Origin of the sequence: Hymenobacter psoromatis (genome assembly GCA_001596155.1) — a bacterium.
Taxonomy (GTDB): Bacteria; Bacteroidota; Bacteroidia; order Cytophagales; family Hymenobacteraceae; genus Hymenobacter.
Genome location: CP014771.1, coordinates 3,139,389 through 3,159,156 on the forward strand (window position 1 = coordinate 3,139,389; position 19,768 = coordinate 3,159,156).

14 protein-coding genes and 2 pseudogenes are annotated in these 19,768 nt (G+C 61.2%); 4 read left to right on the forward strand and 12 right to left on the reverse strand.

Translation table 11 applies throughout. From position 1 onward, the window contains the following. Positions 1-18 precede the first annotated feature (18 nt). Together A0257_13250 and A0257_13255 are read left to right on the forward strand one after the other, a co-directional pair. The gene (locus tag A0257_13250) at positions 19-1,596 is read left to right on the forward strand and encodes a hypothetical protein (protein ID AMR27961.1); all 1,578 of its coding nucleotides are present in this window, start codon (positions 19-21) and stop codon (positions 1,594-1,596) included. A 109-nt stretch (positions 1,597-1,705) separates the two neighbouring features. Then, positions 1,706-1,942, forward strand: coding sequence for a hypothetical protein (locus tag A0257_13255; protein AMR27962.1), 237 nt, complete (start codon positions 1,706-1,708; stop codon positions 1,940-1,942). 105 nt (positions 1,943-2,047) lie between these two features. On the opposite strand, the gene A0257_13260 is transcribed toward A0257_13255, so the two are convergent. Next, positions 2,048-2,863, reverse strand: coding sequence for a hypothetical protein (locus A0257_13260; GenBank protein AMR27963.1), 816 nt, complete (start codon positions 2,861-2,863; stop codon positions 2,048-2,050). Positions 2,864-3,362: 499 nt separating this feature from the next. On the opposite strand from A0257_13260, the gene A0257_13265 reads away from it, so the two are divergent. Next, on the forward strand, positions 3,363-4,271 hold the full coding sequence (locus tag A0257_13265; GenBank protein AMR27964.1) for a hypothetical protein: 909 nt from the start codon (positions 3,363-3,365) through the stop codon (positions 4,269-4,271). Between the two features lie 71 nt (positions 4,272-4,342). Here A0257_13265 and A0257_13270 read toward each other — a convergent pair whose 3' ends face one another. Further along, on the reverse strand, positions 4,343-5,029 hold the full coding sequence (locus A0257_13270; GenBank protein AMR27965.1) for a hypothetical protein: 687 nt from the start codon (positions 5,027-5,029) through the stop codon (positions 4,343-4,345). Between the two features lie 89 nt (positions 5,030-5,118). Here A0257_13270 and A0257_13275 point away from each other — a divergent pair. Continuing rightward, a pseudogene (locus tag A0257_13275) lies at positions 5,119-6,610 on the forward strand (nicotinate phosphoribosyltransferase). Between the two features lie 3 nt (positions 6,611-6,613). Here the strand turns inward: A0257_13275 and A0257_13280 are convergent. The 10 genes and pseudogenes from A0257_13280 to A0257_13325 all read right to left on the reverse strand — a co-directional run bounded on the left by A0257_13280 (position 6,614) and on the right by A0257_13325 (position 19,674). Next, a complete protein-coding gene (locus A0257_13280; protein ID AMR27966.1) occupies positions 6,614-6,976 on the reverse strand; it encodes a hypothetical protein in 363 nt (120 codons plus the stop codon). Positions 6,977-7,360: 384 nt separating this feature from the next. Then, positions 7,361-8,455 (reverse strand): hypothetical protein, encoded by a 1,095-nt coding sequence (locus tag A0257_13285; GenBank protein ID AMR27967.1) that lies wholly within the window; start codon positions 8,453-8,455, stop codon positions 7,361-7,363. A 540-nt stretch (positions 8,456-8,995) separates the two neighbouring features. Further along, positions 8,996-10,492 (reverse strand): amidophosphoribosyltransferase, encoded by a 1,497-nt coding sequence (locus A0257_13290; protein ID AMR27968.1) that lies wholly within the window; start codon positions 10,490-10,492, stop codon positions 8,996-8,998. 153 nt (positions 10,493-10,645) lie between these two features. Beyond that, entirely contained in the window at positions 10,646-11,176 is a 531-nt protein-coding gene (locus tag A0257_13295) for a phosphoribosylglycinamide formyltransferase (protein ID AMR29757.1), read from the reverse strand. A gap of 109 nt (positions 11,177-11,285) precedes the next feature. Beyond that, the gene (locus A0257_13300) at positions 11,286-12,521 is read right to left on the reverse strand and encodes a hypothetical protein (GenBank protein ID AMR27969.1); all 1,236 of its coding nucleotides are present in this window, start codon (positions 12,519-12,521) and stop codon (positions 11,286-11,288) included. A 623-nt stretch (positions 12,522-13,144) separates the two neighbouring features. Continuing rightward, positions 13,145-14,068: pseudogene (locus tag A0257_13305) on the reverse strand (phosphoribosylaminoimidazole synthetase). A 10-nt stretch (positions 14,069-14,078) separates the two neighbouring features. Then, complete coding sequence (locus A0257_13310) at positions 14,079-14,972, reverse strand: phosphoribosylformylglycinamidine synthase (GenBank protein ID AMR27970.1); 894 nt, start codon at positions 14,970-14,972, stop codon at positions 14,079-14,081. A gap of 39 nt (positions 14,973-15,011) precedes the next feature. Continuing rightward, positions 15,012-18,062: a phosphoribosylformylglycinamidine synthase gene (locus A0257_13315; GenBank protein AMR27971.1), complete on the reverse strand. Its 3,051-nt coding sequence runs from the start codon at positions 18,060-18,062 to the stop codon at positions 15,012-15,014. Positions 18,063-18,163: 101 nt separating this feature from the next. Continuing rightward, on the reverse strand, positions 18,164-18,739 hold the full coding sequence (locus A0257_13320; GenBank protein AMR29758.1) for an orotate phosphoribosyltransferase: 576 nt from the start codon (positions 18,737-18,739) through the stop codon (positions 18,164-18,166). Positions 18,740-18,918: 179 nt separating this feature from the next. After that, positions 18,919-19,674, reverse strand: coding sequence for a hypothetical protein (locus tag A0257_13325; GenBank protein ID AMR27972.1), 756 nt, complete (start codon positions 19,672-19,674; stop codon positions 18,919-18,921). Positions 19,675-19,768: the final 94 nt, after the last annotated feature.

Below are 19,768 nucleotides of genomic sequence, written 5' to 3' on the forward strand. Positions count from 1 at the left end.
ACTGGCAACCAGCTACTTATGAAACGGCGCAAATTTTTACAAAGCACGGGGGCCACGGTGACGGGCGCGGCGATGCTGCACGGCTTTCCCATTGGGGCTTACGGCTACTCGCCTGAGCTGGCGGCGCTCACCAATGCCACCACCGCCACCGATAAAGTGCTGGTAATCGTGCAGCTGCAAGGCGGCAACGACGGCCTGAACATGATTATCCCGGTGGACCAGTATGCGGCCCTGGCGGCGGCGCGGCCCAACATTATGCTGCCCCAGAGCCAGGTGCTGCCCCTCACGGCGGCCACGGGCATTCACCCGGCAATGGCCACGGCCCAGCAGCTGTATAAGAACGGCCAGCTGGGCGTGGTGCAGAGCGTGGGCTACCCGACCCCCAATTTTTCACACTTTCGGGCCACCGATATCTGGACTTCGGGCTCCAGCTCGGACGTGGTGTGGACCACCGGCTGGGGCGGGCGCTACCTCGACGGTGAGTTTCCGGGCTTCCCGACGGGCTACCCCAGCGCCCAGAACCCCGACCCGCTGGCCATCAGCATTGGCTCGGTGGTGAGCAACTGCGTGCAAGGCCCCACCGTGAACATGGGCATGGCCATTGCCAGCACCACCAGCTTTTACCAGCTGCTGAGCGGCGGCACCGATGCGGCCCCAGCCACCCAGGCGGGCCACGAGCTGGCGTTTATCCGGCAGGTGGTGAGCCAGACGCAGGTGTACACGACCACCATTCAGGCGGCGGCGGCCAAGGCCAAAAACCTGTCGCCGCTCTACCCGGCCGCCGGCCAGAACGCGCTGGCCGACCAGCTCAAAATAGTGGCCCAACTGGTGGCCGGTGGCCTTAGCACGCGCATTTACGTGTGCCAGCTCGGCGGCTTCGACCTGCACTCCAACCAGGTGCCGACCACCGGCAGCACCACTACCGGCGCGCACGCCACGCTGCTGGGCAAGATTGCCGACGGCATCAACGCCTTCCAGGATGACCTTAAGCGCTTGGGCGTGCAGGACCGGGTGGTGGGGATGACGTTTTCGGAGTTTGGCCGGCGCATTCGGGCCAATTCGGGCTACGGCACCGACCACGGCGCGGCGGCCCCGCTGCTGGTGTTTGGCGCGCAGGCCAACCCCATCGTGCACGGCCCCAACCCGCAGCTGCCGGCCAGCGCGGGCGTGAACGACAACATTGCTATGCAGATTGACTTTCGGAGCGTGTACACCAGTATTCTCAAAGACTGGTTTCAGGTGCCGCAAGGCACCCTCAATCAGCTCTTTGGCCAGCCGTTTCCCTACGTGCCGGTTATCAAGCAAACGGCCCTGGCCACGGTGGCCGGCGCTACCCCGGTGGCGGGTTTCACGCTTTACCCCAACCCCGTGGCCGACCAGGCCACGGCCCTCTTCGAGAGCCAGGGGGGGGTAGTGCAGTTGGTGCTGCTCGATGGCCTGGGGCGCGAGGTGCGTCGGCTGCTCGATGGCCAGGTGCTGGGCCAGGGCCCGCAGCGAGTGCCGCTAAACGTGCGCGGACTGGCCCCCGGCGCCTACCACTGCGTGGTGAGTGAGGGCGAGCGCAGCAGCTCGCTGATGCTGGTGGTGGCCGAGTAGAAGGCCTGGCGGAAAGCTGCACAGGAACGCCCGGCGTTTTTTTGCGTAAGAGCGGAGAGGCGGCATCCTGCCAGCCTTTCCTGCCAATTCACCCCTACTTGCTTTCCTCATGGCTGACCAGCTGCAACAAATCGAAAATATTCTGCCCGAAGACATTGCCCGCACTTTCGAAGCGGCCTTAAACGTATTTCAGGGTAAAACCGAGCACATGGATGACCTGCTGAAAAACGGCGGCACCCTGCTGCGCAAGGCGTCCAAGAACTTCACCCCTACCCAGCTGATTCTCAGCGTAGCGGCCCTGGCCGTGGTAGCTATCGTGGTCATTAACCGCGCTTCCGAAGACTAAGTGAGCTTTGCGGGTTGCTTTTAACCACAACAAGCCTTCCCTTGGCGGGGAAGGCTTGTTGTGGTTAAAAGCAACCCGCAAGTGCTATTTTCGGCGGCCGCCGTATCAGCGCCGTAGGTTGGCCATTTCGGCAGGTGCGGCCGCCGAGCGAGCCAGATTGCTGGCTTCGGCCTCGTGGGCTGGCACGGGCCTCACCAGTCCCGTAATGCCCCAGAGCTGGAGGTGGCGACGCACGGTTTCGGCGGCCAGCCAATTGTCCAACTGACTTATTACTACCTGGTTGAGCTGGCGACCAGCTAGTGTAACGGCCACTACATCGGCGGGCAGGGCTTGGTCGATGGTGAGGATGCGGGCCAGCATGATGCGGGCGGCCTCGGGAGTGGCAAAGGTGCCGGCTTGCACTTCGAAGTGCGGCGCGGCGGGGGTAGCATCCGGAGTAGCGGGCTGGTCGTTGGCCACGGCTAGGGCGGGGGCCGTGGTAGTAGTTTCGGGCAACAGGTAGGCGGTGAAGGGAGCGGCTGGGTTGGGGTCGCCTTTGCGCAGCACCGCCAGGTTATCGGGCGTATCGGTGAGGCCGAGGGGGGTAGCAGCGTCCACTACTTCGGCCACCACGGTAGCGGCCCCCGAATCGACAATGCCCAGCGGGCGGGCGGCCACTTCGGCCAAGTCAATAATGCGGTCGTGGCGGAAAGGTCCGCGGTCCGTCACGCGCACCACCACGGTAGCGCCAGTGTTGAGGTTCGTCACGCGCAACCGGGTGCCGAAGGGCAGCGTTTTGTGAGCGCACGTGTATTTGAAGCGGTTGAAGCGTTCGCCGCTAGTCGTTTTCATACCCTGAAAACGCTTGCCATACCACGAGGCGCGGCCCCGCAACACGGTAGCGTAGCCCTCGCGGGCCATTGGAATAATTGTGGGCAGCATCCGGGCAAGGTGGATGTGCCGACGCAAATGCTTGTGGCGCAGCGCGTGGGTGCGGGCGGCAGCCGGTGATACTAGCCCAGCTCCTAGCAGCAGCCAGCAAAAGCAATGGAGTAGAAAAGCAGCAGAAAGAAAGGTTGGTCGCGTAAGCGTCATGCGCCTTGATGGATAGTGAGCTAACCGAATGTAGGGCGCGCCTCCATAAAACAGCTACCCACCCCTTGCTAAGTAGCTTAACATTATTTTTTAATTGTACTTTTTGAATAAAATTTGCATTTGATTTGGTTACGTCGAGCAGACCCAAACCCTAATTGTGTTTAGTGAAGGCACTTTACGCCTAGATTTTGTACTTTCTCAATACAAGTGGGAAAATACGATTATCCGACGGGTGTAAAATTTGGGCTTAAAGCTTTGGTTTAAGCTAAAGGAGTGCTTGCAGCAATGCTAAATCCGTTGTACATTACTGCGCCCGCAAGTTCGTCCGCCGCCGTACCTTCGCCGCATGGATTTTGGCCGCCTGCCCGACCTGCGCTACGTTGACTTTCGCCTGCCCCCCGACCACCCCGACACCGCGCGGGTGCTGGCCCGCGCCCCGGCCCCTACCCCCCCCGCGCTGTACGTAGGCTGCCCCATCTGGACCAATAAGGAATGGTTGGGCACCTACTTTCCGCAGGGCGCGAAAGAGCCTGATTTTCTGAAGTACTACGCCCAGCAATTCAACTCCATCGAGCTGAATACCACGCATTACCGCATCCCCGACGCGCCTACCGGCCGGCGCTGGCGCGAGGCCGTGGGGCCAAATTTCAAGTTCTGCCCCAAGCTGCCGCGCAGCATCAGCCACGAGCGCGAGCTGTATAATACCGATGCCCTTACGTTGAGCTTTACCCGCGCTGTGCAGGAGCTGGGCGATAACCTGGGCACCTGCTTTCTGCAGCTGCCACCTCACTTCGGCCCCGAAAACCTACCCCGCCTGGAGCGCTTCCTGCTCGACTGGCCCCCAGAGGTACCCCTGGCCGTGGAGCTGCGCCACCCGCGCTGGTTCGCGGATAAAGCCCTGGCCGATACGATTTTCGCTACGCTCGAAGCGCTGAATAAAACGCTGGTTATCACCGACGTGGCCGGCCGGCGCGACGTGCTGGTCCAGCGCCTCACTACCCCCACCGCCTTCCTTCGCCTCAACGGGCACGGCCTCATCCCGAGCGACTACGCCCGCGCCGATGCCTGGGCCGAGCGCCTGGCCGCGTGGTACGCCCAGGGCCTGCACACGGCGTATGTGTTTATCCATCAGAAAGATGTGCGCCACGCCCCCGTCTGGGCCCAGCATTTCCTGGCCCGTATGCGCGAGCTGACGGGCATCGTGGTGGTGCCACCAAAACTGATTCCCCAGCAGGTGCAAGGCAGCCTGTTTTGAGAGCAATGCCCAGTTGGCTATAAACAGTGAGCAATTCCGATTTAACTGTTCATAGCTAACGGGTCACTGCCTTACAGAATACCGGCTACGCCGTTAATAACCAGCGCCACCAGGGCCGTATTGAAGACGAAAGAGATGAGGCCGTGCAGCAGCGCCAGCCGGCGGATATTGCGCCCACTGATACTAACGTCAGCGGTTTGAGCCGTCATCCCGACCACGAAGGAGAAGTAGGCCATGTCGAGATAATCGGGTTCTGCTACTTTGCCGGGGAAGTCGAGGCCACCCACGTCGTTGCCATCGGGGCCGGCGTCGTAATACATGTGGGCGTAGCGTAGCGTGAACACCGTATGCACCAGCAGCCAGGAGCCCGCTACCGCTACGCCGCTCAGGGCAATGTGCCGGGTGAGCATAGCCGGGCTCAGGTCGTGCGTGGTGCTGAGCAGCAATACCACGGCCAGCAGGCTGGCCGCCGCCGCCACCAGCACAAACACGAAGCTCAGCAGCCGACTCAAATCCTCTTTGGCCGCGATGACCCGGATGCGGTTGGCATCGGCCGTATTCATGCCTATCCAAATGAGCGTTAGCGAGGTAGTGGTAAACGCATCCCAGCCGATAATGAGGCGAATGAGCACCGAATAGTGGGCCGGACTCAGCGCCCAGGCTCCTACCCCGACCACTACCCCGGCTGCTAAGCGCAACGTGGCCGGCAAATGACCCACGCGATGCCACAGCGAGGGCGAAACAGTATTTTTTTCCACGCCTCAAAGTAACGCCCGCGGCCGCGCTCGGCCGTTCGGTGCCGACCAACGCACCCGGCAGTTTCGCTATTTATTCCGTGCTTTGCCCCATGAACAACGCGCCCCTCTCCGGCCTCTACCGCCCCTCGCTGGCCCTGCTCACCGACCTCTACCAGCTCACGATGGCCTACGGCTATTGGAAAAACAACCTCCACGAGCGCGAGGCGGTGTTTCACCTCTATTTCCGCAAAGCGCCATTCGAGGGCGGCTACGCCGTGGCGGCGGGCCTGGCCCTGGCCGTGGACTACCTCGAAACGCTGCGCTTTTGATGATATTACCTACCTGGCCAGCCTCACGGGCAGCAAGGGCACCCGGCTTTTCCCCGATGAGTTTCTGACCTACTTAAAGGGCTTGAAATTTACCTGCGATGTCGATGCCATCGCCGAAGGCACGGTAGTGTTTGGTAATGAGCCGCTGGTGCGCGTGCAGGGGCCGTTGCTGCAAGCGCAACTGGTCGAAACGGCCCTGCTCACGCTCGTCAATTTCCAGACCCTCATTGCCACCAAAGCGGCCCGCGTGCGCGACGCCGCCGGCCCTGCCGACTCCGTGCTGGAGTTTGGCCTGCGCCGCGCTCAAGGACCCGATGGCGGCCTCGGGGCCAGCCGCGCGGCCTACCTCGGCGGGGCTGATGCCACCAGCAACGTGCTGGCCGGCCAGCGCTACGGCATCCCGGTGCGCGGCACCCACGCTCACAGCTGGGTGATGACCTTTGCCGACGAAAAAGCCGCCTTCCGCGCCTATGCCAACGCTTTTCCCGACGACTCGGTGTTCCTGGTCGATACCTACGACACGCTCGACGGCGTGCGCCACGCCATCGAAGTAGCCCTCGAAATGCGTCAGCATGGCCACGAGCTAGGCGGCATCCGCCTCGACTCGGGCGACCTGGCCTACCTGTCGAAAGAAGCCCGCAAGCTGCTCGACGCGGCCGGCCTACCCGCCGTGCGCATCGTGGCCAGCAATGATTTGGAGGAAAACCTCATCCTCAACCTCAAGCAGCAGGGCGCCCGCATCGACACCTGGGGGGTAGGGACGCAGCTCGTGACGGCCTACAACCAGGCGGCCCTTGGGGGCGTGTACAAGCTCGCCGCCCTGCGCACCGCCGACGGCCAGGGCTGGGATTTCACCATCAAGCTCTCCGAGCAGCAGGCCAAAACCAGCATCCCCGGCATCCTGCAAGTGCGCCGCTACCTGGGCGACGGCGGCCAGCCCCGCGCCGACATGATTTACAACATCGCCGCCCCCGAGGCCCTACCCCCCTCCCCGACCATCATCGACCCGGCCGATGCTACCCGGCGCCGCCCCGTGCACCCCAACGCGCCCTACGTGGACCTGCTGGCTCCCGTGCTGCGCCAGGGCCACCTGGTGCAGCCGCTCCCGACCCTGACCGAAAGCCGCGCCCACGCCCGCCAGCAAGTCAACAGCCTGGACCCCAGCATCCGCCGCTACCTCAATCCGCACGTGTATCCGGTGGGCCTGGAGCAGTCGCTCCACGAGTTCCGCACGCAACTTATGCTGGCGAAGCGGCCGGTACGGCCGGCGTGAGATTTAGCGTACCAAAAGAGAAGAACCCCCACCGGCAACGATGGGGGTTCTTCTCTTTTGATAGACGATGGTATGTTTTGTTTTTTCAATCTCATACTGTGGTAGCGGCAACCTGCTTTTATACAACTCGAAGCGCTTTTCCACGGAATGTGCTTGGTCTATAAAGTGCTCTACAATATCAGGTTTATAATCCTCAAAGAATTTACGTTTAATCTCAAATACCACGTCCCAAATTTGTTTCTTCACTTCTTTCGGTAGGTAAGAGAAATTGCTCTCTACTGCCGCATCCTTCCCAATTAAAGAAAAGCTACTCTGAAATATTCGTCCCTCATTACTTATCGAGCTAATCCAATAGTCTTGTACCAAAACCCCTAAATCGGAGTGTAAATAACTGAGGTCGTATTCCAAAACTCCTCCGTCAACACTCCAAGTACACGTTATTATTCTATCATTTTCTATCATATTTATTATTGTTCAACTCTGCAATGCGCTCAGCTGCACTCATTCCTGTCAGGCGGTCAAGTTCAGCATATCGGGCCTTTGCAGCAGCGGCAGCGTTTTTACGCCGAGCTTCACTGAGGGCCTTCGCAATGTCTTTATCAGAACTATTCATATTATTATGAGTAAAAAGGTATGACAAATAATTCAACAAAGCAAGTCTTGCAAAATATTTCGGTTTGCGTGGCTTACTCAAATATACTACGTTGGTAACTATCGGCAAAAGAGATGTTATCAGATAGTACTTACGCGCTAATACCGCAGCTCCCCCGCCGCCACGCGCAGCGTCACACCCGGCTTGGCGGTGAGGTAGCCGGCTACCTGGGCCGCGTAGCCGCTCTGCGCGAGCTGCTGCACCAGGGCTTCGGCCGATTCGGGGGGGGTAAGGAGCAGCATCCCGTTGCCCATGTTCCAGTAGAGGTAGGCGGTTTCCGCCGAAATGCCGCCGATTTCGCAGAGGCGCTGCATGGCGGGTAGGGGCGGAAACAGGTTGTCGAGCACCGCGCCGAGGCCGTTTTTGAGCACTCGCTTGAAGTTGTCGGCCACGCCGCCGCCCGTGATGTGCGCCGCGCCGCGCAGGGGTAGGCCGGCATCGAGCACTGCCGTGAGGGCGGGCGCGTAGATGAGCGAGGGCGCGAGCAGGGCCGCGCCCCAGGTGGGGTGCTGGTCGGCATCGGGGCCATCGTAGGGGGTAGCGTGCCACTGGTCGCCGAAGAGGCGCTGCAACGTCTTGCGGGCCAGCGAGTAGCCGTTGGAGCGGAAGGAGGGCGAGCGCAGGGCCACCACCGCATCGCCGGCCTGCGCCGTGGCCCCGCTCAGCGGCTGCGCCAGGCTGGGGTGCAGCACGCCGATGGCCGTGGAGCACCAGTTGAAGTTCATGCGGGCACCGGGGAAGCCGCCGATGCGTGAGCCCAGCTCCGCGATTTCGCCGCCGGTAATGGCTATTTTCGAGAACATGCAGGCATCGTGCAGGCCGCGCATCATCTCGTCAACTACATCATAGTCAAGCGTATTAACATCGATAATATTCGACAGGTTAGTAGGCACGAAGCCGGCGGCGATGAGGTCGTCGGCCGTCATGGCTACCAGGTCGTAGCCCAGCGTATCGTATTTGTCGAGGCGCTCGGCCAATTCAATCTTGGTCCCGATGCCATCGGAGCTGATGCCCAGGCGCTCCTGACCGAAGCGGATTTCGTTCGAGAAGCCGCCGTCGAGGCCGCGCGCGGGCTCGCCAGGTAGGCCAGCGCGGGTAGCGAAGGTTTTTTTCGACCAGTTGTAGGCGTTTTTCGAGGCGGCGTTGCCGAGGTCAATGGAGTAGCCGGCGTCGGGGGTTTGCGGGTTGTTCATGCGGGTCGCCTCACCCCGCGGCCCCCCTCTCCGGGGGAGAGAGGGAGCCAAGGCGGCGCGAGCGTAGTTAAATTAGGATTGATAATTAAGTACTACTGACAGAAACAAAATGTAGTCCTTTGGCCTGCCTTTTTCCGCAGGAGAGGGGTAGGGTGCACCAGGGAGAGCGACCAATTCGGGTAATAATTTAAATCTCTATTTGTGTGGGCAGCCCAGCTACGAGCTTGTAGGGTAGATAATATTCTTCTGCGGCACCGAAAAAAAGCGTTATCGTATAGCCCTGTGGAAGAGCCTTTCTGATATAAACCCTCGTGCCCGGACCTAATTTAAAAACGTAGCGCTGGCTCAGCGTATCAGCTGGCTTCCGGTAAACGGGCGTAGGATTTTCCAGTACTTTGAAACGAGGATTAGCTGAATTTTGCAGCACTTCGGCTATAGCAACCGGCTTTGCTGGCACCACTTTTTTCGGCGCGAGTTGCTGCCCCTTCACCGATTCGACAATCCTAAGCCAGCCAGTAGCAACAAGCATTTCATGGCTCTTCAATGCTCGGTCGGCAGCGGGGCTTTAGCGCTCACCGAGGGTACTTTATCCACGATGCGGTGGCTCTGGCGCTCTTCCTGGATGTGGCGCAGATACTTGGTCACGTCGCCGGTGGGGTACTTGCCGGTGAAGCAGGCGAAGCACGAGCCGCCGTGGCCTTTCTCCTCGGAAAACAAATCCTGCAAGTCGCTTAAATCCTGGTAGATAACCTTATCGGCCTCGATGTAGCGGCAGATTTCGTCCTCCGTGTAGTTGGCGGCAATCAGCTCCGTGCTCATGGCCATGTCGATGCCGTAGATGCAGGGCGACACGATGGGCGGCGCGCTCGAAATGAAGTACACCTCGGCCGCGCCCGCCTCGCGCAGCAGGCGCACGATGCGCCGCGAGGTGGTGCCGCGCACGATGCTGTCGTCCACCACGGCCACTTTCTTACCCTCCACAAACGCCTTGATGGGGTTGAGCTTCTTCTTCACCACGTCTTCGCGCCCGGCCTGGGTCGGCACGATGAACGAGCGGCCCATGTGGTTGTTTTTCACCATCGCCCGGCGGTAGGGCACGCCGATGGCTTCGGCCAGCCCGGAGGCGGCGAAGTAGCCGCTGCTGGGCACGTCAATCACCATATCGGGTTTCAAGCCAGCATCTACTACCTTGCGGGCCAGCACTTTACCTAGCCGCACGCGCTCACGTGCCACCAGGCGGCCGTGAATGGTCGAGTCTTCGCGGGCAAAATAAATCTGCTCGAACGCGCAAAACGCCTTGGGCAGCGCATAGGGATTTTTGAAATGAACCTGAAAGTTATTGTCAATAAACACGGCCTGGCCGGGGCCGACATCCTTCACAAACTCAAAGTCGAGGTAGTCGAAGCAGGTACTTTCCGAGGCAAAGGCGTACACCGGGCCGTCGGGCGTGTCGCGCCTACCCATCACCAGCGGCCGGATGCCCAGCGGGTCAGTAAACGCCAGCAGGCCATGCCCGGCAATGATGGTGACAGTGGCGTAAGCGCCCTTCACCAGCTCCTGGGTCGTCTCCACGGCGTCGAAAATATCGACTACCGAGAGGCTGTCCAGGTTCTTCACGCGCAGCTCCGAGGCGAAGGTGTACATGATGAGTTCCAGGTCGTTAGTCGTCTTGGGCAGCACGTGGTACTTCTCGTGCAGCAGCTTGGCCACGTCGCGGAAGTTGATAACGTTGCCATTATGCACCATCGCCAGCCCAAAAGGGTAGCTCGTGGTGAAGGGCTGCGCCAGGTCCGAATCGTTGGCGCCCTGCGTGGTGTAGCGCACGTGCCCGATACCGGTGTTGCCGGTCAACTTCTTGGTATGCTTGGGTTTAAATACGTCGTTGACCAGTCCCTGCCCCTTGTGCAGGTGAAAAGCGTCGCCGTCAAACGTGGCAATGCCGGCGGCATCCTGCCCCCGATGCTGAAGGGCGGTGAGGCCGATAATCATATCGCCCACCACGCGTTCAGGGCCGTGAAAACCTACGATGCCGCACATAATTTAATTATGAATTATAAATTGGTTGGGAAGGGCGAGGGGGGTAGGAACTGTCATTGCGAGCCTGCGAAGCAATCTTTCCTTGTCGGCTACTAACATCAGCGGGGCGTGAAGGAAAGATTGCTTCGCAGGCTCGCAATGACAGATGGCAACTCATTTCTTATTTAGTAAACCAGCTAACGTTTCGGCGTATAAAACGTGCTCCACGGCCAGGCCGCGGCGCTGTACCTCGGCCAGGGTAGTGGCTCCTACCAAATTTACAACGCGCTGGGCCAGAATGGGTCCGGTGTCCAGGCCTTCGTCCACGAAGTGAACCGTTATCTTAGTTTCTGTCAGGCGATTATCAAAGGCCCATTCATAAGCGTGCAAGCCCTGGTGCTGGTGCGTATCGGCGGGGTGAATGTTGACGATGCGGCTCGCGAAGGCCCGCACGAAAGCCGGCGACAGCACCCGCATATAGCCCGCCAGCACCACGTAATCGGGCCGATAATCCCGCAGAATATCAACCACTTCCAGGTCAAATTCCTCGCGCTTACGGCCTTTCGAAGGCAGGCTGGCGGTGGGCAGGCCCAGACCAGCGGCGGCAGCGAGGCCGGGCGCGGCCGGGTCGTTGCTGAATACCACGGCTACCTCTGCCAGGCCCCGCAGCGCGCCTGCGCGCACGGCTTCGGCCAGCGCCAGCATATTGGAGCCGCGCCCCGAGAGCAGGATGGCCAGGCGCGCCACCCTACCCCCCGCTGGCGGCGGCAAGGCATTGGGTGGCTGGGCTGCTTCGGGCGCGCTGTTTATCACCTTAGTAGGCGCTCGTTTCGAGCAGGGGGGTAGGCCGCTGGCCGATGTCGGGGCGCACGTATTTATCCTGAAAATACACTAGCTCGGCTTCGGCGTAGGCCAGTTGCACGGCGGTGGGCAGGTCGGGGCCGTGCGACACCAGCACCGCAACCCGGCCGCCATTGGTCAGCAGCTCGCCGTCCGTTTCGCCCGGCTTCACGCCGCCCAGGTACAGCTGCGTACCCTGCCCCTGGTTGCCAATGCCATGAATTGGGAAGCCCGTCGGAAATCCCGCCGCCGGGTAGCCGCCCGAAACCAGCACCAAGCCCACGAACGCGCCGGGGCGCTGCCGCGTCACGGTCTGGGCCAGGCTGCCATCGAGCGTCGCCACAATCAATTCCAGCAAACTGCTTTCCAAGGCGGGCAGAATCACTTCGGCCTCCGGGTCGCCGAGGCGCACGTTGTATTCGAGCAGCTTGGGGCCGCCGGGCGTGAGCATCACGCCGAAATACAGAAAGCCCACGAAGTCAAACGGCTCGCTTTGCAGGCCGCGCAGGGTAGGGTCAATAATATCTCGGCGAATGGCGGCCAGCCAGTTATCATCCAGAAACGGCACTGGGCAATACGCGCCCATGCCGCCGGTATTGGGACCTTCATCGTTGGCTAGCAGCTGCTTATGGTCCTGGGCCGGGGCCAGCAGCCGGATGCGGTTGCCATCAGTGAGGCCAATGAGGCTAACCTCGGGGCCGGTGAGCTTTTCTTCGAGCAGGAAGCTAAACCAGCCCTCGTACAGCGCCCGCAGCTCCGTAAGAGCGGCCGTAGCCTCAGCCACCGAGCTGCACACGTACACGCCCTTGCCGGCGGCCAGCCCATCGAATTTTACCACTACTTGGCCTTGCAATTCTTCGGCTTTGACTTGCGCTTCGGCAAACTGGTCACTGCGGTAGCTCCAGGCGCGGGCCGTGGCAATGCCGTGGCGGCGCATGAAGTCCTTACTCCACACCTTCGAGCTTTCGAGGGTAGCCGCCTGCCGCCGCGGGCCGAATACGCGGATATCGGTATCGAGAAAATAATCGGCCACGCCGGCGGCGAGCGGCGCTTCCGGCCCTACCACTAGCAGCTTGACCTGCTGTTCGTTGCAGAAGCTTTTGATGGCCGGAAAGTCGAGCGCGCTGATGTCCGGCACGCTGCCGGGGATGCCGGCGTTGCCGGGCAGCACGTGCACGGTCGCGCCGTCCTGGCGGAGCTTGATAGCCAAGGCGTGCTCACGGGCACCGGAGCCAAGGAGGACGAGATTCATAGAAGTCATTTAGCGCAGAGTTTCGCAGAGTAAGCAAAGTTTCGCAAAGGTGGTTAAGTACTCAGCAAGACGCTGCCAGCTTTGCGAAGCTTTACACTAAAAAATTACAACCCTTTCAACTCAGTGTCAGCCGCTTTCAGCTTGGCTTTCGTGGCCAGAATATCGTGGCGCAACCGCTCGCGCAGGCGCGGCGTGTTTAGGGCGCGCAACGCCGCCTGGGCCGCGTTATCGGGGCGCACCACCGTCAGGTTAGGCGTGCCGCTGGGCATGATGACTGACGAATTCAGGTTCATGGCCAGCTCGGCGTAATCCTTCCACGGCGGGCAGCTGATAACGGGCACGTTCACATTAGCCGCCAGCGCGCCGCCAAGACCGTTGCTGAGGCCGGCCACGGCGATAAGCACGCCCGGCTCAATGGAGCGGTTCCAGACTTCGGCCATCGGGCCGATTTCCTCGCCGTTTTTGTGGGCCGAACACACCCGCAGCTGGGTGAATACCTCGTAGCCCTCGAAGAACGAGCGGATTTTCTGGCAGTGCTCCTTGTCGGCGGGCGAGCCCATCACGATGTTCACCCAGGCATCCTTCATAATGCCGGCTTTTACCAGGTTGCTAACCAGGCGGTTGGCGACGTTGCCGCCGGTGGCGGTTTCGTCGGCCGTGGCCAGGGGATGGCCTACGATGCGCTGGAAGATGTCGAGGTAGCGGTTGGTGGCTTCCTGGGCTACTTCGGGGGTGAGGGCTCGGGGGTATTTACCGTCTTTCTTATTGGCAATCAGCCACTGGCGCACGTACTCCTTGTCCATCTGCTCGGCACCTTCGGGATTCTTGGCGTAATCCTCGGCGCTCCAGAAGCGCGACGAGTCGGGCGTGTGGATTTCGTCAATCAGAATCAGCTCGCCGTTCAGCAGGCCGAACTCATACTTGGTATCCACCAAAATGATGCCCTGCGAGGCCAGCAAATCGGAGCCGACTTTGAACAGCTCCAGTGCCTTTTCAGCCATCTTATCGTACAGCTCCTGGTTCACCCAGCCCTCGCTCACGAGGTTTTCGGGGGTGATTTCGCGGTCCGACTCCTCCTTGGTGGTCGGCGTCACGATGGGGGTAGGGAACTGCTGATGCTTGGTGAGGCCGTCGGGCACGGTTACACCCGAAAACGTGCGCTGGCCCTTCTGGTAGCCGCGCAGCATGGAGCCGGTGATGTAGTTGCGTACAATCATCTCGACCTTAATCGGTTGTGCTTCCTTCACCAGCATGGCATTGGCATCAATCAGCGCCTTCACGTGGTTGGGGATGATGTGGGCCGTTTTCTCAAACCAGAAGTTGGCCAGCCCGTTGAGCACCGCGCCCTTGTGGGGAATGGCGGTTTCAAGCACCGAGTCGAAGGCCGAGAGGCGGTCGGAAACCACGATGAGACGGGTTTGGTCGTCGATGCGGTAGCTGTCGCGGACTTTGCCGCGGTGCAGGAGTTGGAGCTGGGGGGTAGCGAAGTGCGGGAGCGTGTTCATACCGAATAAATTAGACGTGGGTAGCAGGCGCGCTAACCTCCTGCGCCCGGTGGGTGAGATGAGTAACTATGTTTTTGAAAATGGCCAGGCCCTCCCCCTCATCCTTCAGCTCGCCACGGCGCTTTTTCATCCCCCAATCGGGGTGGTTGCAGCCGGCCAGATAGGCTTCGGGGTGCGGCATGAGGCCAAAAATGTGGCCCGTGGGGTCGGTGAGGCCGGCGCAGTTGAGGTCGGCTCCGTTGGGATTCAGGGGGTAGGTGCCAGTTTCGAGGTCGTCGTGGCCGGCATAAGTCAGGCAGTTTAAGCCTTGAGCCACAATACGTTCGCGGGTGGCCGCATCGGGCACTACCAGGCGGCCTTCGCCGTGGCGCACGGGCACTTCAAACGAAGTAAGCTCCTTCAGGAAGGGCGTTTTGGCCAGCGGGTTCACCGCGAGGCGCACCCAGCGGTCCTCGTAGCGGCCGCTGGCGTTATGCGTCAGCGTCACCTCGGGCTCGAAGTTACCGCCCAGGTTGGGCAGCAGGCCCAGCTTCACCAGCACCTGAAAGCCGTTGCAGATGCCCAGCACAAACTTGCCGGCGGCCACAAACTCACGGATGTCGCTGAGCAGCGTGCGGCCCGCGGCCCCGGTCTGGCGGTAGCGCAGCTTGTTGGCCAGCACCACACCCGAGCCCAGGTCGTCGCCAAACGAAAAGCCGCCCGGAAAATTCAGAATATCAAAATCGTGGATGCTCACCCGGCCGTGCAGCACCTCGTTGAGGTGCACGATGGTGGGCACGCCGCCCGCCAGGCGGTAGGCCGCCGCCATTTCCTCTTCGCAATTTATTCCGAAGCCGGTTAAAATCAACGCCTTGGGCGTTGCTTGCTCGGTGCCTGTTCCTTGGCTGGCTGCTTCGTTTATCATCTCAGCTACTCCCACTTGTTAATTGCTAAATGATACTTGTTAACTGATTGCCGTGGCTGGCTCCAAACCAATTGTCTGGTTAACCGGCCCATTAGTCCAGGCGGCGCGCAGGTAGGTGGTATTCAGGCTCAGTAGCTCCGTGGCCTGGTGGCGCACGCGCAGCTGGCCATCGGCCGTGACGCGGCCCAGGCGGGTAGCGCGTTCCTCCAGAATACTTTCGAAGGCTACCACGTCCTCGGGCGCTATACTTACCACGAAGCGCGAGGGCGACTCGCTGAATAACAGCGCGTTCACCGATAGCTCGGGGGGTAGGCCGCTCAGGTCCAGCTCCGCCCCTACCCCCTCGCGGCCGAAGGTGCATTCGGCCAGCGTCACGGCGAGGCCGCCGTCGCTGAGGTCGTGGCTGCTTTGGATGAGCTGCTGGTCGTTGGCCTCGCCTACGAGGGTGTAGAGCGCCTTGGCTTTGGCAAAATCAACCTGGGGTACGTTGGCCCCCAGCTCGTTATAGAGCTGGTAGAATTCCGAGCCGCCCAACTCGTCGTAAGTTTCACCGAGGAGGTACACCACGTCGTCGGCCTGCTTGAAATCAGAGGTAACTACCTGGCGCACATCGGCTACCTTGGCCGTCATCGAGTAGAGGACCGTGGGCGGCACTGAGATTTTCACTCCGTCGGCCTTGAAGTCGTTCTTCATCGAATCCTTGCCGCTGGTGAGCGGGATGCAGTAGGCGGCGCAGGCATCGCGCAGGGCCTGGCACATCTGCACCAGCTTAGCGAGCTTCTGCTTGCCATCGGGGTTTACGATGGGGTCGTACACCGAGTCGGGCACGCAGAAATTGTCGTTCACCGACCAGAAGATATTGTCGCCCGGCGTGAGGTTGGGCAGCTTGCCGCCCACCGAGATAATCTGCCGCACGGCCTCGTCAAACGAGCCGGCCGACATTTGATACGCATCCAAATCGCCCAGGCGGGGTAGGATGCCGTTGCTCACGGCCACGCCCTCCCAGCTCTCGAAATTGAAGCGCACCACTGCGGCATCCTGCGGGGCCTGACCAGTGGCCCCCATGAGAGGCTTCACAATGGTGCGGCCCTTCACCTCGTGATCGTACTGCCGGATAACCGACTCGCGCGAGCAGATATTGAGCGAACCCAACAGCTTCAGCAGCACGTCGTTATAATCCAGCGCGGCGGGCAGAACCGGCTCCTGCGCGGCGGGTTTCACGTGCTCGGCCAGCAGGGTTTTGCGCGGTACGCCCTCGTGCAGAAACTCCAGCGAAATGCCGGCAATGGGCTTGCCATCAAACAGCACATCGAGCGAACCCTCGGCGTTGAAGAAGCCAATGTCGGTCAATTCGACTTCCATTTCGCGGCCCAGCGCCAGCAGCTCGTCCAGCTTGGCGGGCTCCACGGCGAGCGTGAAGCGCTCCTGCGACTCGCTCAGGAAAATCTCCCAGGGCTTGAGGCCAGGGTATTTGAGGGGCACTTTTTCCAGTTCCACCACTGCGCCACCGGGGATGAGCGCCAGCTCGCCGATGCTCGACGAAAGGCCGCCCGCGCCGTTGTCGGTGCTGCACCGGATGAGGCCGCGCCGGGTGGCGATAATCAGGAAATCCATCGCCAGCTTTTGGGTGATGGGCGAGCCGATTTGCACGGCCGTGGCGGGCGCAGCCTCGTCCAGCTCAATGCTGCTGAACGTCGCGCCGTGGATGCCGTCCTTGCCCACCCGGCCGCCCGCCATGATGATGCGGTCGCCGGGCAAAATCACCTTTTCCCAGCTGTCTTTGCCGTCCAGCTGCATGGGCATTACCGCGCCGGTGCCGCAGTACACGAGCGGCTTGCCCCGGTAACGGTCATCGAAAATGATAGCGCCGTTAACGGTCGGCACGCCCGACTTATTGCCGCCGTCCTCAATGCCCTTGCGCACGCCCTCAAAAATGCGGCGCGGGTGCAGCTGGCCGGTCAGTAGCGGCCCGTCGTAATCAGGGTTACCAAAGCACAACACGTTGGTATTGAACAACAAGCGCGCGCCGCCTATGCCAGTCGCCAGCGGGTCGCGGTTGTTGCCCAAAATGCCCGTGATGGCCCCGCCGTAGGGGTCGATGGCCGAGGGCGAGTTATGCGTTTCGACCTTCCACACGAACAGCGACTCGGGGTTGATGCGCACCGCGCCGGCATTGTCCGAAAACACCTTGATGAGCCAGTCGTTGCCGTTGGCGCGCAGCTGCCTATCTACCTCACTGGTAGCGCCTTTGATGAAGGTTTTGAATAGCCCGTCAATCTCTTCCTCCGCGCCCGTTTCCAGGTTTTTATATTTGATAAGGGCGCTGAATTCCTTGTGCTTGCAATGCTCCGACCAGGTTTGGGCCAGAATTTCCAGCTCGCAATCAGTAGGGTCGGCGGGCAGGCCCAGCCCTACCCGCTCCTCGCGCAGCGAAGCCTGGGCAAAATGGTCGCGGATGGCCTGCATTTCGGGCAGGTTGAGGGCGTACACATTGTCTTTCGACAGCTGCAAAAGCTGCTCGTCGCTCAGGCCGCCGAGCACGATGGTTTCGGTGCGGGCATCGGCCCCGCCGCCGGGGCGCGGGGTGTAGTCACGAATGCCGTCAGCCACCGCGCCCGTTTCAAACCTGTTAATCAACTTGTTGCCCAGCAGTTCTTCGGCCAGCTTGCGCAGGTCGGCGGGGGGTAGGGCATTCTCCAGGAAATAGATTCGCTTCGAGAAAATATGCTGCGTACGGATATCAATCGGCTCGTTCAGGAAATCGCCGAGCGCGTTCTGGGCCGAGGTGCCTTCGTCGTCCGTCACGCCGGGGCCTTTGGCCACCAGGATATAGCTTTTAAAACCGGCCGGCGCGGCTACCTGGTCGATGGCGACGGTGTGCAGCACGGGGTCTTGCAGGCAGGCGGCGGCGAAGGCCGTGACTTGCGCGGCGCTGAGGCCGGGGTAGCGCACGGCGTAGAGCGCCGCGCTGCGCACCTGCCCGGTTGTCAGGCCGAGGTGGCGGGCCGCGTCGGCGGCCACGCGCTGGCTGTCGCCGTCGTGCCGGCCGGGTTGGAGGGTAAGGAGGATGGAATGCTGGTTGGTTTCCAAACGGGAAGGACGAGCCTGGGGCCGCCCGTTAAACGTTATGTAGCCCGGATTTTCAATCCGCGACCCCTTCTATTTCCTGCTTCGCGGACTGAACGCCCGCGCTACTTCGAGTCCGGCCGACTGCCGGGCTTCACGGCCGGAATCCCGGCCAGGTGTTGCGGCACCGCATCGGCCGCAAACACGGCCGCCCGCACCGGCAACAGCGCAAAGTTCGGGAACGGAAGCTGCGCCGCACCATTCGTCCGGTCAATTAAGGAGGCCACTGCCAGTACTTCGACCCCCATTTCGCCCAAAACGCGGGCTACTTCGAGGGTGCTTTTGCCCGTCGTAACTACGTCTTCGGCAATAACTACCCTATCGCCGGGGGCCAGCGTGAAGCCACGCCGCAAAATCATTTCGCCATTCGCATCGCGCTCCGTAAAAAGTGATGGCACGCCGAGTTGGCGCGCCAGTTCGTAGCTCACCACTACGCCGCCCATCGCTGGGCCTACCACCACATCGGGCATAATACCAGCGTCGCGCAGGCGCTTGGCGAGCACCGCCATCGCGGGCGCGGCCAAATCAGGCTTGCGCAAAAAGCGGGCGCATTGCACGTAAGTATCAGAATGCAGCCCCGACGAGAGCTTGAAATGCCCGCTTAGCAGCGCGCCTTCGGCGCGCAGCTGCGCTTCGATAATGCTGGCGACTTCGGCGGGGGGTAGGCCGGGGGTGAGTTGTTGGGTATTATCCATTCAAAGAGGAAAGAAGAACGTCATGTTAAACGTGGCTGAAGCATCTTGGGCGCTTCAGCCACGTCAGCCGACAATTCTGACAAGATGCTTCACTGCGTTCAGCATGACGTTCTTTTAGTTTATTTTTATGCTATCACCGGCCGGTGCGCATTTATCTCGTTCATCAACTCCCGCGCCGCATCGCCCGCATCTTCCGCCTGCCAAATGCTGCGCGAGGCGTTAATCAGCAGCCCAGTACCATCAGCAAATAAGCCGGCCGCCAGCACGGCGGCTAAATCGCCGCCCTGCGCGCCGATGCCGGGCACCAGAAACCACTGCGCCGGGCACAGCTGCCGCAGCCGGCCCAGCGCCGCCGCGTCGGTTGCGCCAGCTACTAGGCCGATGTTGCCGTGCGTGGAATCCAAACCGGCCAGCATTTTGGCGGTGAAGTCGCTCACCGGCTCACCAGATTGCAGCACGGCGTCCTGCACGGCCGACTTATTCGAGGTTTTCGCCAGGGCAAACACAAACTTGCCGGGCCGAGCGAAGGGCACCACCGCATCGGCCCCCATGTAGGGGTTCACGGTCACGGCATCGGCTCCTACCACGTCGTAGGCAAACTGCGCGTAGTGCATGGCCGTGTTGGCGATGTCGCCAAACTTACCGTCCAGAATAATCGGGATGCCCTCGGGCACGGCGGCCACCACTTGGCGCAAGAGCTGCGTGCCATTGCCCCGGCTCAGGAAAAAGGCCAGGTTAGGCTTGAAAGCGGCAGCGTAGGGCGCGGTTTCGGCGATGACCTGGGGTAGGCGGCGCGTCACGTCTTCGTCCGAGCCGGTGGGGTCGAGGCCCACGCAGAGCAGCGTATTGGCCTGGGCAACGCGGTGGAGGAGCTTTTGCATAGTAGCAAGATGTAACGTGGACTCTGTGAATTCGCGCGTGGCAACGTTCGGGTGATACTGTGCGCGGGCTCGCAGCGTCCGCGCTCCAAACCGG